The 14042-nt window shown below is 72.3% G+C and carries 14 protein-coding genes and 1 riboswitch; of the genes, 7 read left to right on the top strand and 7 right to left on the bottom strand.

What is annotated here, in order from left to right:
* Positions 1-38: 38 nt before the first annotated feature.
* The 3 genes from P8R59_RS04110 to P8R59_RS04100 form a co-directional block, all read right to left on the bottom strand.
* A complete protein-coding gene (locus tag P8R59_RS04110; RefSeq protein ID WP_278102855.1) occupies positions 39-704 on the bottom strand; it encodes an SDR family oxidoreductase in 666 nt (221 codons plus the stop codon).
* 69 nt (positions 705-773) lie between these two features.
* Positions 774-2111, bottom strand: a complete 1338-nt coding sequence (locus P8R59_RS04105) for an HNH endonuclease (protein ID WP_278102854.1) — start codon at positions 2109-2111, stop codon at positions 774-776.
* Between the two features lie 143 nt (positions 2112-2254).
* On the bottom strand, positions 2255-3820 hold the full coding sequence (locus P8R59_RS04100; protein WP_278102853.1) for a D-alanyl-D-alanine carboxypeptidase family protein: 1566 nt from the start codon (positions 3818-3820) through the stop codon (positions 2255-2257).
* Positions 3821-3857: 37 nt separating this feature from the next.
* A riboswitch (TPP riboswitch) is annotated at positions 3858-3967 on the top strand.
* Here P8R59_RS04100 and P8R59_RS04095 point away from each other — a divergent pair.
* The 3 genes from P8R59_RS04095 to P8R59_RS04085 all read left to right on the top strand — a co-directional run bounded on the left by P8R59_RS04095 (position 3960) and on the right by P8R59_RS04085 (position 6825).
* Complete coding sequence (locus P8R59_RS04095) at positions 3960-4589, top strand: ECF transporter S component (RefSeq protein WP_077049805.1); 630 nt, start codon at positions 3960-3962, stop codon at positions 4587-4589. Its footprint overlaps the riboswitch before it by 8 nt.
* Positions 4589-6040, top strand: coding sequence for an ABC transporter ATP-binding protein (locus P8R59_RS04090; RefSeq protein ID WP_278102852.1), 1452 nt, complete (start codon positions 4589-4591; stop codon positions 6038-6040). The genes P8R59_RS04095 and P8R59_RS04090 overlap by 1 nt, the downstream gene beginning before the upstream one ends.
* The gene (locus P8R59_RS04085; RefSeq protein WP_278102851.1) at positions 6037-6825 is read left to right on the top strand and encodes an energy-coupling factor transporter transmembrane component T family protein; all 789 of its coding nucleotides are present in this window, start codon (positions 6037-6039) and stop codon (positions 6823-6825) included. Before P8R59_RS04090 ends, P8R59_RS04085 begins: the two co-directional genes overlap by 4 nt.
* Before the next feature lie 10 nt (positions 6826-6835).
* On the opposite strand, the gene P8R59_RS04080 is transcribed toward P8R59_RS04085, so the two are convergent.
* Together P8R59_RS04080 and P8R59_RS04075 are read right to left on the bottom strand one after the other, a co-directional pair.
* Entirely contained in the window at positions 6836-7570 is a 735-nt protein-coding gene (locus tag P8R59_RS04080; RefSeq protein ID WP_278102850.1) for an aminoglycoside 3'-phosphotransferase, read from the bottom strand.
* The gene (locus P8R59_RS04075; RefSeq protein ID WP_278102849.1) at positions 7567-8052 is read right to left on the bottom strand and encodes a GNAT family N-acetyltransferase; all 486 of its coding nucleotides are present in this window, start codon (positions 8050-8052) and stop codon (positions 7567-7569) included. The genes P8R59_RS04080 and P8R59_RS04075 overlap by 4 nt, the downstream gene beginning before the upstream one ends.
* 133 nt (positions 8053-8185) lie before the next feature.
* On the opposite strand from P8R59_RS04075, the gene P8R59_RS04070 reads away from it, so the two are divergent.
* Genes P8R59_RS04070 through P8R59_RS04055 form a run of 4 tightly spaced genes read left to right on the top strand, consistent with a single transcriptional unit; the run spans position 8186 to position 11564 of the window.
* The gene (locus P8R59_RS04070) at positions 8186-9154 is read left to right on the top strand and encodes a hypothetical protein (protein ID WP_278102848.1); all 969 of its coding nucleotides are present in this window, start codon (positions 8186-8188) and stop codon (positions 9152-9154) included.
* Between the two features lie 45 nt (positions 9155-9199).
* Complete coding sequence (locus P8R59_RS04065) at positions 9200-9961, top strand: SDR family NAD(P)-dependent oxidoreductase (RefSeq protein WP_278102847.1); 762 nt, start codon at positions 9200-9202, stop codon at positions 9959-9961.
* Positions 9958-10734: an enoyl-CoA hydratase/isomerase family protein gene (locus P8R59_RS04060; protein WP_278102846.1), complete on the top strand. Its 777-nt coding sequence runs from the start codon at positions 9958-9960 to the stop codon at positions 10732-10734. Before P8R59_RS04065 ends, P8R59_RS04060 begins: the two co-directional genes overlap by 4 nt.
* On the top strand, positions 10731-11564 hold the full coding sequence (locus P8R59_RS04055) for an SDR family oxidoreductase (RefSeq protein ID WP_278102845.1): 834 nt from the start codon (positions 10731-10733) through the stop codon (positions 11562-11564). The genes P8R59_RS04060 and P8R59_RS04055 overlap by 4 nt, the downstream gene beginning before the upstream one ends.
* Before the next feature lie 140 nt (positions 11565-11704).
* On the opposite strand, the gene P8R59_RS04050 is transcribed toward P8R59_RS04055, so the two are convergent.
* Together P8R59_RS04050 and P8R59_RS04045 are read right to left on the bottom strand one after the other, a co-directional pair.
* Positions 11705-12550: a Cof-type HAD-IIB family hydrolase gene (locus P8R59_RS04050; RefSeq protein WP_278102844.1), complete on the bottom strand. Its 846-nt coding sequence runs from the start codon at positions 12548-12550 to the stop codon at positions 11705-11707.
* A 59-nt stretch (positions 12551-12609) separates the two neighbouring features.
* The gene (locus P8R59_RS04045) at positions 12610-14025 is read right to left on the bottom strand and encodes a glycoside hydrolase family 1 protein (RefSeq protein ID WP_278102843.1); all 1416 of its coding nucleotides are present in this window, start codon (positions 14023-14025) and stop codon (positions 12610-12612) included.
* Positions 14026-14042 lie beyond the last annotated feature (17 nt).

Genomic DNA, 14042 nt, shown 5'->3' with positions numbered 1-14042 from the left:
GGCGACGCTAGCACGGCGGACGTCGGCGCGCCGCGCGCTCAGTACCGCGCGGAGAACCCGCCGTCGGCGTGGAGGAGCTGACCGCTGATCCAACGGCCCTCGTCCGACAGGAGGAACGCCGTGATCCCGGCGATGTCGCGCGGTGTGCCCAACCGACCGAGCGGGTGGTGCGCGGTCAGGGACTCGCGGGTCTCGGCATCCATCCACCCGGTGTCGATCGGACCCGGATTCACGACGTTCGCCGAGATGCCCCGCGGTCCGAGTTCTCGCGCGGCCGAGATGACGATGCGGTCGAGGGCGCCCTTCGATGCGCCGTAGGGCAGATTGCCGGTGGTGTGGTCGCTCGTGAACGCGACGATCGCCCCGCCCGTCTCGTCGACCTGCCGGGCGAACGCCGAGATCAGGAGCAGGGTCGCACGGGCGTTGACGGCGAGGTGGCGATCGAAGCTCTCGGCGGTGGTGTCGAGGATGCCGGACTCCTCGTCGTGCGCGTGGCTCAGGACGAGAGCGTGGATCGGTCCGCGGTCGCGGGAGACGCGTTCGACGAGTTCGGTCGGAGCGGTCGGGCTCGCGAGGTCGCAGGGGTAGTCGCCGGAGCGCAGCTCGCTGGTGACGACGTCCCAGCCGTCTGCTTCCAGCCGGGGGATGATCGCGGCGGCGATGCTGTTCGGGCGCTCGGCGCCGGTGACGAGGACGAGGGGCATGCATCGAGGCTACGCGGCGCGCACGCGTCCACGCCGGACGGCGATTCGGCAGGGGGAGGGTCGAGGTCATCAGAACGGTGGCGGTGAGTCGTCCGGCTCGGGCGGAGGCGGGTCATCGGGGAGGAAGCGGACGGCGGGCGAGTACGGGAGCGGTTCGTCGGTGTAGGTGCGACCGGTCGGACTGGTCCAGCGAAGGAGACCGCCGGGGAGCTGGTCCACCCTCCAGCGGGTGAACTGCTTCTGCGTGTGGTGCCGCTGGCAGAGGTGGGCGAGGTTCGCGACGTGGGTCGCACCGCCAAGGGCATGGTCGCGGGTGTGGTCCACCTCGGCGCGGATCGCGGGAACGGTGCAACCCGGCCAGCGGCAGTGGCGGTCGCGGGCGCGGAGGTACCGGTCGATCGCTGCGGTGCGGGCGTAGACATCGGTGTGCAGAACCGCGCCGGTGACGGGGTGGGTGACGACCCGGTCCCACGGGAGCGGGGTCGTCTCGGCGAGGGCGCGGGCGGTGTCGGCGTCGATGGGACCGTGGCCGATGAGCTCGGCGGGGTCGCGGTTCTCCCTCCCCGGCCGCAGCATCGTCAACGCCGGCACGACGACCTGCACCCGGGCGCGGATCGTGCCCAGGATGCCCGGGCCGTCATCGACGCGGGTGGGGTCGGCATCGGGAGCGGCGGTCAGTAGCAGGTCGGCGAGGATGTCGGCGCGCAGCTGTGGTGCAGTGCGCTCGTCCGTGCCCGTCTCAGGAGTCTCGTTCCGCGCGTCGATGACGGCGTGGGCCTGCTGGATGAGGCGGTCGTGGATGCCCACGGCGAGGACCGTCGGCAGCGTCGCGACCAGATCGGACATGCCGTCCTGCCCGGTCACGACGCGGACGCACCGTGTATCGCGACCGCGCCGATGCCGTTCGGTCAGGGTGGTCGGCTGCAGACGTTCCGCGAGGGCGGCGAGGCGCGACCGCAGTCGGCCGGGGCTGAGCCCCTCGGCGGTCGCGACGGCGAGCAGATCGAATTCCGCGCGCGCGTCGAGGGGGAGAGGGGTCCCAACGTCGACGATCGCGTGGACGTGCGCCCGCGTGATGACCCCCGCCTCCCACGCGGCGAGGGTCTGCGGATAGTCGTCGACGAGGGTCATGGCGCGGCCGATCTGCGCCTGGACCGAGCGGTCGGACAGGTTCTCGGCGGCCGCGAGTTCGGAGGCGACCTCGCGCAGCGCCATCTCGGAGGCTCGGCCGGTCGCGCCCCGATCGGCGATCACATCGAGCGCGAGATGCCCCGCCGCGGCCAGAGCGCGCGTGCGCGCCACCTCCACCGAGGCGAGCGCGGCACCGGTGCGCAGCACCTCGTCGAGCACCGCTCGCAGGGCGGGCGGCCCGCCCGTGGGGGCTGCAGGGGAGCTGTCGGAGGACATGTGTGCATGCTAGCGAGGGCCTCCGACATGGCGCCCGTTCCGCGGGCGTATCCGGGGAGGGATCCACCCGCACGAGGGGTGTGGAGGACGGGTGCCCCCGCGCCCGCGCTCGCGAATCCTCGCCACCGGGCGGGGGCGATCGGTCAGTCGTTGAGGCCGAACAGATCGAGCGGGTGGGTCAGCCGCCACCAGGGGCTCGGCGGTTCGATGTCGCTCTGCAACTGCACGTCGACGGTGGCGGCATCCAGGGGTCCGGTCGTGATGAGCTCTCCGACGGTCTCGCCCTCGTCGCGCGCGTCGCCGAGCGTGAACGACGTGCCGGGCGTCGCGCTCGCGCCGTTCCACAGGACGTTCTGCGCGTCCGCCGCCGTGACGAGCGAGACGTCCTCGCCCCACAGCGTCGAGACCTTGCCCACGACGGTCCCCGCCGGAACCGAGGTGCGCAGCTGCACCTCTTCGGCCAGACGCGTGTACAGGTCGCGGCTGGCCTGATCGCGCTCGTCGGGGCCGGGCTGCCCGAGCACCGCCGCGTACGTGCGCACCGTGATCCCGCCGACCGTGAGGTCTTTCGCCGACAGCAGGTTCCAGGCATCCAGGGTGCCGGTCTTGATCCCGACGACCCCGGGGTCTGCGAGGAGGGGGTTGCCGTTCTTGAACGTTCCGGCTCCCGGCAGCGACATCTCGGTGGTGCGCACGATGTCGGCGATCACGGGATTCTGCAGCGCCTTCTCGGCGAGGGCGATGAGGGCCGCGGGTGTCGCGGTGTTGCCGGCCTCGATCCCGGTGGGGTTGACGATCGTCACGCCCGAGATGCCCCGGTCGCTCAGGTACCGGTTCGCCGCCGCGGCGAAATCGGCGTTCGAGGGCCAGAGATCGGATGCCAGCCGCTGGGCGTAGTTGTTGGCCGAGGCGATGAGCATGCCCTGGAGCATCTGCAGCTCGGTGAGGGTGCCGTCGACGGGCACGTCGAGCGAGGACTCGCCGCGGAAACGGTACTGCCAGTAGTCGTCGCTGTCGGCCTGCGTGAACGCGTAGGTCGGGCCCTGCTCGCCGGGAGCCAGCGGCAGCCGCTCGAGCACGAGCAGCGCCGTCACGACCTTGGTGATGCTCGCGATCGACTCGGGGGCTTCGGCCGACGACAGCACGTCGGGCATCCCCTGCACGGCGACGGCGGCCTCGCCCTGAGCGGGCCACGCGAGGGAGGCGGCCGGTGCGGCGACGGGCTGCACCACGAGCGGGGTGACGCGCGGCGCCACCGCGTTCAACGGCCACAGCAGCGTGACGGCGGCGTACACCGCGACGAGCAGCAGCAGGAGCAGCGGCGGGACGACCGTGCCGGGGCGGAGGGCCCGTCGGCGGCGGCCGGCGAGGAGGTCGGGTGGGCGCGGCCCCGCCGGGGTCAGCGCGAACTGCGGCGCGGGCCGCGGGGCGGTCGCCGACGCGGGGTCGACCCAGCCCAGCGCGATCGGCGCCCCGATGAGGACGCGCTCGGGTGCCGGGGCGGCCGGTGCGTCCGGCGCGGCGGGCGCCGGTGCGTCGGCCGGTGGGGCTGCGTCGGCGGGTGGGGCTGCATCGGTAGGCGGGGCTGCGTCGGCGGCGACCTCGTCGTCGATGGATGCCGAGGGTGCCGCGTCCGCGGCATCCGCTTCGTCGGGCGGATCGACCCGGTCACGCAGCTCGCGCCGTGTGGCCGGTGTCTGGTCGTGCACTCGCCCACGCTACCTCGGGCACCGGCCTATACTCGGGAACCACAACCACGGGAGTCCGGTGAGCCGGGCTGAGAGGAAGCGATCCACGCTTCGACCGTCGAACCTGATCCGGATCATGCCGGCGCAGGGAGGAGAAGAAATGCACACGTCCACGTCTGCCCGGACGACCCCGGTCGTCGCCACGTCCGACCGCTTCCGCTGGCGCGTCGTCGACATCGTCGTCGCCGCCGTCCTCGGTGTCGCGATCGGCCTCGTCTTCTGGGGCTGGAACACCGTCGGCGGCCTGTGGTTCGCCGCGATGGACGGGCTCACGCCCGGTCTCGGCGGGATCGCCGTCGGCATCTGGCTGCTCGGCGGTGTCGTCGGCGGCCTGATCATCCGCAAGCCCGGTGCGGCGCTCCTCGTCGAAGTGATCGCCGCGGTCGTTTCGGCCCTCATCGGCAACGCGTGGGGGATCAGCACGATCTACTCGGGCCTCGCACAGGGCCTCGGCGCAGAGCTGATCTTCCTCGCGTTCCTCTACCTCCGCTTCTCGCTGCCGGTCGCGATGCTCGCCGGCGCCGGCGCCGGTGTCGGCGCGTGGGTGCTGGAGTTCTTCACCGGCAACATCGTCAAGACCGCGGAGTTCAACCTCCTCTACCTCGGCACGCTCATCGTCTCGGGCGCGGTGCTCGGCGGCGTCGTGGGGTGGCTGCTCGTGCGCGCGCTCGCCGCGAGCGGTGCGCTCAGCCGCTTCGCCGCGGGACGCGAACGCCGCCGAGAGGTCTGATGCCGCATCCGGCCCGCGTCGAGGTCGACGGCTGGGGGTGGCGCTACGCCGGTCGACGCCTGCCCGCGACCCGCGGCGTCGAACTCACGATCGAGCCGGGGGAGCGGGTGCTGCTCCTCGGTGCGTCCGGGGCGGGGAAGTCGACGCTGCTCGCCGGGCTCGCCGGCCTCCTCGGGGGCAGCGACGAGGGTGAGGCCACGGGCCGCATCCTCGTCGACGGGCAGCCGCCCGAAGCGCAGCGCGGCCGCATCGGCCTCGTCCTCCAGGATCCCGAGTCCGGGGTCGTGCTGTCGAAGGTCGGCGACGACGTCGCCTTCGGCTGCGAGAACCTCGGGCTGCCGGCGGATGCCATCCCCTCGCGCGTCGCCGAGGCGCTGGCATCCGTGGGTCTGGATGTGCCGCTCGATCGCCCCACGAAGGCGTTGTCGGGAGGGCAGAAGCAGCGACTCGCGCTCGCCGGGGTGCTGGCGATGCGCCCGGGACTGCTGCTGCTGGACGAACCCACCGCGAACCTCGACCCCGACGGCGTGCGCGAAGTGCGCGCCGCGGTGGAACGCGTCGTCTCCCGCGACGAGACGACCCTCGTCCTCATCGAGCACCGCACCGCGGTGTGGGCGGATCTCGTCACGCGGGTGATCGTCCTGGCGCCGGGCGGCGGGCTGCTCGCCGACGGCCCGCCCGCGTGGGTGTTCGCCGAGCACGGTGAGGCGCTCGCCGCCGCGGGCGTGTGGGTGCCGGGGCGTCCGGTCGACCTGCCCGTGCTCGCTCCCGCTTCCCCGTCGATGGATGCCGCGCTCTCGGCATCCGGTCTCACGATCGGCCGCGACCGCCGCACGCCCGTGCTCGCGGGGCTCGACGTCGTCGTTCCTGAGGGGGCGGGCACGGTCGTCACGGGCCCGAACGGCGCGGGCAAGTCGACGCTCGCCCTGACCCTCGCGGGGCTCCTGCCGGAGGTCGCGGGGGAGGTCGTCGCCGCGCCGGGGCTCGCGGCGCGGGGCGTCCGCCGTCCGTCGCGCTGGCGGTCGACCGAGCTCCTTACGCGCATCGGCACCGTGTTCCAGGAGCCCGAGCACCAGTTCCTCGCCTCGACGCTGCGCGCGGAGCTCGCCGTCGGACCCCGGGCACTCCGGATGCCGGAGGCCGAGGTCGACGCGATCGTCGACGAGCTGCTCGAGCGGCTCGACCTGGCCCCCCTCGCCGAAGCCCACCCGTTCACGCTCTCGGGCGGACAGAAGCGGCGGCTGTCGGTCGCGACGGTCCTGGCATCCGCGCCCGCGGTGATCGTGCTCGACGAGCCGACCTTCGGTCAGGACCGCCGCGGCTGGAGCGAGCTGGTCTCCCTGCTGCAGCGGGAGATCGCGCGCGGACGGACGGTCGTGGCCGTCACGCACGACGTCGACGTCGTCCGCCACCTCGGGCAGCACCGCATCGAACTGCGGGGGGCCGCATGAGCGCGGCGGTGTCCGTGGCCGGACGGACCGCGGCGTGGCTCGACGGGGTCAATCCGGTCACGAAGATCCTCATCGCCCTGGTGCTGTCGGTACCGCTGTTCGCGACACTGGACCCCGTGAGCGCGTCGGTCGCGATCGTGCTCGAACTGGCGTGCGTGCCCCTGACCGGACTCTCGGTCGCGACGGTCCTGCGGCGGCTCGTGCCCGTGGTCGTGTTCGCCCCCGTCGCCGGGGTCAGCATGCTTCTGTATGCGAAGCCGGGGGGAACGGTCTACGGCCGGTTCCTGTTCGCCACCGTGAGCGACGACTCGATCGCGCTGTCGCTCGCGGTCATGCTGCGCGTGCTCGCCCTGGGGCTGCCCACCATCCTGCTGTTCGGCCGCACCGACCCGACCGAGCTCGCCGACGCGCTCGCGCAGGTCGCCAAGCTCCCCAGCCGGTTCGTGCTCGGCGTGCTCGCCGGTGCGCGCACCGTCGGCCTGTTCGTCGACGACTGGCGCACGATGACCCTCGCCCGCCGCGCCCGCGGCCTCGGCGACCGGGGAGCCGTGCGGCGCTTCCTCGGCATGGCGTTCGTGCTGCTGGTGTTCGCGGTCCGCCGCGGGACGACGCTCGCGACGGCGATGGAGGCCCGCGGCTTCGGCGCCCCGGTCGACCGCACCTGGTCGCGGCCCTCGCGCCTGCACCCGCGCGACGGCGTCGCGCTCGCCGGAGCGATCGTGATGATCGCCGCCGCGCTCACCATCGCCGTGGCGACCGGCGCGTTCCGTTTCGTCGGGGGCTGACGAGGGTCGGTCAGGTCGCGTTCCACAAGTCGCGGTAGAACGCCTGGCGCACGGGATCCGCGGCGACGCCGTACGCATCGAGAAACGGGGACTCCCACCCCGGTCCGTAGTTCCACTCCAGCGACATCGCGGTCACGGCGATGTCCGCCCACCGATCGGCCACACCGAGCGCGCCGAGGTCGACGTGCGCGGTCCACTCCCCGTCATCGTCCACGAGGGTGTTCGGGGCGCAGGCGTCGCCGTGGCAGACGACCGCACGGTCGATCGGCGGCGCGGCTCGCAGCGCCTCCGGCACGCGGATGCCGCGGACGGCGGCGTTCTCGACCCGCTCGGGCACTCCCCACGCGAAGGGGCACCGGTCGACCGGGAGGGTCTCGTGCAGCGCGCGGAGCCCGCGGCCGAGGGCGATCACCGCGCGGGCAGGATCGGCGATCCAGCGGGGATCCACCGCCGAGCGATCGGGGAGGGCGTCGGTGACGAGCCACTCGTGCGCGGCATCCCGCCCCTCGTCCCGCACCACGGGCACCGGCGTGTACGGAGCGGCCCACCGCAGCCGCTCGGCCTCCGCGCGCATGGACGTCTCGGCGTTCTGCGGCCCCCATTTGACGTAACGGATGCCGTCGGGGCCGGTCGCGCGGAAGGTCACCCCGCCGATCTTGTTCACCCACACCGCTTCGAGGTCGGCGGTTCCGGCGAGGCGGCGGACCACGTCGGGTGCCTCGAGACGGGTGTCGGGAATGCTCACAGCACCCGCTCGAAGCACAGGGAGTCGGGCATCGTCGCGACGTAGGGCTCGTACACGGGGATCGGCGTGAAGCCCGCTCCCGCATACAGCGCCAGCGACTCCGGTTGCATCCGCCCGCTCTGCAGGATGACCCGCCGAGCGCCGCCCTCCCGCGCCCGCGCGACGACCGCTCCGGTGAGCGCGCGGCCCACACCCCGTCGGCGCGCGGCCGCGGTGACGATCAGTCGCTTGAGCTCCCACTCCTCGCCGAGGCGACGCAGCATCACGTGGCCGAGCGCGGTGCCGTCGACATCCAGCGCCAGGAAGGTCGCGACCACCTCGTCCTCGTGAACCGCGAGGGCCTCTGCGCGCTCCTCGGCCATTCCGGGGGGATCGTCGGCATCCGCATCGCGGTAGCGATCGTCCAGATCGAGATCGAGGATGCCGCGCAGGGCGACGGCCCGCGGATCGTCGACGTCGACCCGTTCGAGCATGAAGTCCATCCGAAGAGCGTAGAACGAACAGCGCGGGCGACCCAGGTCAAGACCCGGGCGAGCGGCACGTGACCGTCCACCGTGCGGGCTACGCTGAATCCTCGCCTCCGGTCCGGACGGCGACACAGGGGGTGAGGGTGCCGTGGCTCTTTCGGTGACGCTGCTCGCGATCAGCATCGCCGTCGTTGCGAGCGTCCTCCTCGTCGCCATCCCCCACCTCGGCGGGCCGAGCACGATGCGGCTCTTCCTCCGGTTCACGCTCGCTTTCCTGGTCTGCGCCGTGAGCGCCTGCGTGCTCTACGTGATCTCGCGCGCCGGGGGTGGCATGGTCTTCCAGATCGTCGGCGACACAGCGATGGTCCTCGCCCCCTCCCTGCTCTTCGTCGGCCTGTGCGTGCTCACCGAACGTCGCGCGCTCGAGCCCGGTGTGCTGGCGTTCGCCCTGACGGTGACCGTCGCGGTCGTGTCCACGACCGTGCCCCAGCCGACGCCGTTGGCGGTGAAGGGCGTCGCGGTCGCGGTGGCCTGCACCGCCTGCGCCTGGGCGGCTCTGCGAGCGCCCGCGGAACCCACGCGGCCCCTCCTCGTCATCGCGATCGTCAGTGCCGGTTACGCGGTCTACTCGGTCGTGCGGATGCTGATCGGGGTGGGCGCGGGGTGGGACTCGGCCACCGTCCTGGCGGGGTTCTTCTTCGTCCCCGCGATGATCACCGGTGTCTCGGCCGCGGCCGTCGTCACCGCGTGCGCGGCCTGGCTGATCGTCGCCCGCGCGCGCCTGGACGCGGCGCGCCGCCGCGCGGCCGGCACCCTCGTGGTCGTCGGCGACTGGCGGTTGGCGACCGCCGCGTACGGTCAGGAGCGCGTCCGCACGCTCGTCGTCCAGCTCCAGGCGGCGGCGCGGGATCTCGACCCGAACGCCGTCGGCGTGCCCCGGGGCGTCGAGGTCATCCTGCCCTCGCCCGTCGCCACCCTCGGAGCCCACGTGCGCGACGCGTACGGATGGAACCCCGACGAGGTCGCGCTCCTGTCGGACGCCGTCCCCACGGGCACGGTGCGACTTCCGATCCTGCGCTCCTCCCGACCCCCTCGCATCCGTCCACCCCGAACCTGAGTCCCGGGTAGAGTGACACTGAGTTTCTGCTTCGAAGGAGAACGCATGGACATCGCGGGTGCATCCGCCCTCGTCACCGGAGGGGCCTCGGGGCTCGGTCTCGCCACCGCGCGTCGCCTGGCGGCCGCCGGCGCCCACGTGACGATCATCGATCTGCCGTCCTCCGCGGGTGCGGCCGTCGCGGACGAGTTCGGCGGCACGTTCGCGGCCGCGGACGTCACCGACCCCGCGCAGGTCGCCGCCGCCGCAGCCCGCGCCGCCGAGGCGGGGCCGCTCCGCGTCGTCGTGAACTGCGCCGGCATCGCACCGCCCGCGAAGGTGCTCGACCGGGATCTGAGGCCGACCCCGCTGGCGGACTTCGAGCGGCTCGTCCGCATCAACCTCGTGGGCACGTACAACGTGATCGCGCAGACCTCGGCGATCATGGCCGCGTCCGAGCCGGCCGAGGGCGGCGACCGTGGCGTCATCGTGAACACCGCCAGCGTCGCGGCGTTCGACGGGCAGATCGGTCAGCCCGCCTACTCCGCGAGCAAGGGCGGCGTCCACGCGATGACTCTGCCGATCGCCCGCGAGCTCGCCCGCCACGGCATCCGCGTCGTCACGATCGCCCCCGGCATCATGGAGACGCCCATGCTCAAGGGTCTGCCGCAGGCGGCGCAGGACTCGCTCGGGCAGCAGGTGCCTTACCCCTCGCGCCTCGGCGCCCCCGACGAGTACGCGCGACTCGTCCTCGCGATCGTCGACAACGGCTACCTGAACGGCGAGACCATCCGCCTCGACGGCGCGATCCGGATGGCACCGAAATGACCGACGGCATCCTGCTCTCGATCGACGCGGGGCTTGCCCGCGTCACGTTCGACCGCCCGGCCTCGCTCAACGCGATGGACTTCCCGATGGCCCGCCGCTGGCGCGAGGTCGCGCACGAGGTCACCTCCGACGCCTCCGTCGGAGCCGTCATCCTGGATGCCACGGGCCCCGCGTTCTGCGCCGGCGGCGACGTCGTGGCGATGGCGACGACCGGGGCGTCGGGTGCGGACGTGACCGAGACCGCGACGGCCATCCACGACGGCATCCGCACCTTCGTCGAAGCGCCGCGGCCGATGGTCGCGGCCGTCCAGGGGGCGGTCGCGGGTGGCGGCCTCGGCCTCATGCTCACCGCCGACTACGTCGTCGCGAGCGAGAACGCCCGCTTCGTGAGCCGCTACGCGAACATCGGTCTCACCCCCGACCTCGGCGTCTCCACCCTGCTCCCCGCGGCGATCGGTCAGCGCCGCGCGCTGCAACTGCTCCTCCAGGACCGCATGATCGACGCCGCGGAGGCCCTCGAGTGGGGTCTCGTCGCCGAGGTCGTGGCATCCACGGATCTGGCGGTGCGTGTTGAAGAGATCGCCCGGTTCTGGCTGGCCGGGGCGACCGCCGCGTTCGGTCAGGCGACGCGTCTCGTGCGCGTCGGCGCGGGGCGCACGTTCGCCGAGAACCTCGCCGACGAGGCCGCCACGATCGGCGCCGCGTTCGAGACCCCCGACGCGCGCGCCCGGGTCGCGGCGTTCGCCGCCGCCTCCGCGAAAGGACGCTCATGACCACGCTCGCCGGTAAGACCATCCTGATGTCGGGCGGCAGCCGCGGCATCGGCCTCGCGATCGCGCTGCGCGCCGCGCGCGACGGCGCGAACGTCGCACTGCTGGCCAAGACCGACACCCCGCACCCGAAGCTCGAGGGGACCGTCCACACGGCGGCCGACGCGATCCGTGCCGCGGGCGGGCAGGCGCTGCCGATCGTCGGCGACGTCCGCGACGAGGGGTCGATCACCGAGGCCGTCCTCCGAACGGTGGGCGAGTTCGGCGGCATCGACATCGTGGTGAACAACGCCAGCGTCATCGACCTGTCGGGTTCGCTCGACCTCGCGACGAAGAAGTACGACCTCATGCAGGACGTCAACGTCCGCGGGACGTTCCTGCTCTCGCGCGCCGCGGTGCCCGTCTTGAAGGACGCCGAGAACCCGCACATCCTGTCGCTCTCGCCGCCGCTGAACGTCACGCCGAAGTGGCTCGGCGCGCACACCGGCTACAGCCTCGCGAAGTTCGGCATGACGATGGCGACCCTCGGTCTCGCGGCGGAGTTCGCCGACGCCGGGATCGCGGCCAACACCCTGTGGCCGCGCACGACGATCGCGACCGCGGCGGTGCAGAACGTCATCGGCGGCGACCGGCTCATGCGGGTCTCTCGGACGCCCGAGATCTACGCGGATGCCGCGTACGAGGTGCTGACGTCCCCGTCGCGCGAGCTGACCGGGCGGACGCTGATCGTCGAGGACGTCCTCGAGGCCGCCGGTGTGACGGACTTCTCCGGCTACGCCGCGGTCCCCGGCACCCCCGACGCCGCGCTGTACCCTGACATCTTCCTGGACTGAGGCGGGGCTGTTGCCCGGGGCTGTGGGCGATGCGTGTGGCCGCGGCTCCCTTCAGCGATAAACGGCATCCACGGTAAGAAACGCGTTGTCGCGCCGTTTCTCTCCGCCGATGCCGCTTATCGGGTTGAGGGGGCGCCGCGTCAGATCAGGCCGAGCTCCGCGAAGGCGTTGTGCACGCCGTCCTCCAGCACCGACGTGGTGACACGGCCGGCGAGGCGCTGCAGCTCGGGCACCGCGTTGCCCATCGCGACGGGGGTGCCGACGACCTCGAACATCTCGACGTCGTTCCAGGAGTCGCCGATGCCGATGGCATCCGCCGGATCGAGGTCGAGCAGCGCGAGCACCTCGAGGATCGCCGACCCCTTCGTCACGCCCGCGAGCCCGATCTCGCCGTTCGAGCCGCCGGGCAGCGGGATCGACCCCGGGATGACGTGGAAGCGCTCGCCCAGTTCCGCGGCGCCGTGGGTCACGGTGTCGGCCGCGGGGCTGACGAACACCGCTTTGGCGACGCGGTCGCGGTCGATGTCGGCCAGCGGCCGGGCGCGCGGGATCGACGTCGTCGGCTCGACGTCGTGACCCAGCGCCGCGATCTCGGCGGCCCGACGGGCGAGCCGCTCGCGCACGTACTCGCGCATCATCGACTCGATGCCCGCAGAGGCGAACACCGCTTCGTGCGTCTGCAGGAAGTAGTGGATGCCGTGCGCCTGGAAGTACTGCTCGATCGCCGCCACGTCGTCGCGGTGCATCGGGTGCTGCACGACGAGTTCGCCGTCGCGCGTGGCGTAGGCGCCGCCGTTGCTGATCGCGCCGTCGAAGCCGATGGCCCGGACGTCGGGGTGGATGTCGCCGTCGGCACGCCCGGTGCACAGCCACACGAGGTGACCGTTGGCGCGAGCCTGTCGGATGGCGGTGACGGTCGAGGGGGCGATCAGCGAGCCGTGCTCGAGGATCGTGCCGTCGACGTCGAGGAAGGCGATGCGGGTCATGGTTCTCCGCGGGTCGGCCCCGAACCGCGAGGGCTCGGGGCCGACCCGATCGATGGGGATCAGCGGGTCAGGGACGCGCCGTTGGTCCGGATGACGTCGGCGTACCAGTGGAACGACTTCTTCCGGTACCGATCGAGGGTTCCGGAGCCGTCGTCGTTGCGGTCGACGTAGATGAAACCGTATCGCTTGCTCAGCTGCGCCGTGCTGGCGCTGACGATGTCGATGCAGCCCCACGAGGTGTACCCGAGGACGTCGACGCCGTCCTCGAGTGCCTCGCCGACCTGCACGAGGTGGTCGTTGAGGTAGGCGATGCGGTAGTCGTCGACGACCGTCTTCTCCCCGTCCACCTCGACGAGCCGGTCGCGCGCGCCCAGGCCGTTCTCGACGATGAACAGCGGCTTCTGCCAGCGGTCCCAGAACTGGTTCAGCACGAGCCGCAGGCCGACCGGGTCGATCTGCCAACCCCATTCGCTCGCCGGCAGCGTGGGGTTCGGCACGCCGCCCATGATGTTGCCCTCGCCGGCCGCGCGCTTCGTCGGGTCGGCGGTCTCGGCGATCGACATGTAGTAGCTGAACGACACGAAGTCGACCGTGTTCTTCAGATCCGCGCGGTCCTCGTCGGTGATGTCGAGGCTGATGCCCTGCTCGCGCAGACGGCGGAGGAAGTAGCCGGGGTACTCGCCACGGGTGTGCACGTCGCCGTAGACGAGGTTGCCGTGGTCGGCATCCATCACCGCCACCGCATCGGCCGGCGACGGCGTCAGCGGGTAGATCGGCATCGAGAGCACCATGCACCCGACCTGCGCCGCGGGCGCGACCTCGCGCGCGATGCGTGTGGCCCGGGCGGATGCCACGAGCTCGTGGTGCATGGCCTGGTACAGCTCGCCCGTGGGCACGCCGCCCTCGGGGATCGGGATGCCGCCGCTCATGAACGGGGCATGCAGGAGCGAGTTGATCTCGTTGAACGTGAGCCAGTACTTCACGCGCGAGCCGTAACGCTCGAACAGGGTGCGCGCGTAGCGCTCGTAGAACCCGATGAGCGCGCGGTTCGTCCACCCGCCGTACTGCTCGGCCAGGTGCAGCGGCGTCTCGTAGTGCGAGATCGTCACGAGCGGCTCGATGCCGTGCCTCTCGAGCTCGTCGAGCACGCGGTCGTAGAACGCGAGGCCGGCCTCGTTCGGTTCGGTCTCGTCGCCGTTCGGGAAGATGCGGCTCCACGCGATCGAGAAGCGGTAGACGCCGAAGCCCATCTCGGCGAAGAGCGCGATGTCCTCCGCGTAGCGGTGGTAGTGATCGATGCCGACGAGCTTGAGGTTGTCCGGCGTCGGCCGCTCGGTGCGCGGGCCCGAGATACCCCGGGGCATCACGTCCTGCACCGAGAGGCCCTTGCCGTCCTCGTCGTAGGCGCCCTCGATCTGGTTGGCGGCGGTCGCGCCGCCCCAGAGGAAGCCGTCGGGGAAGGGGGTGTTGCTCATGCGTGCGTCTCCTGGGG

The organism is Microbacterium proteolyticum (genome assembly GCF_029639405.1).
Classification (GTDB): Bacteria; Actinomycetota; Actinomycetes; order Actinomycetales; family Microbacteriaceae; genus Microbacterium.
Note: the sequence above shows the minus strand (reverse complement) of the source record. Positions and strands in the feature narration are given on the sequence as shown.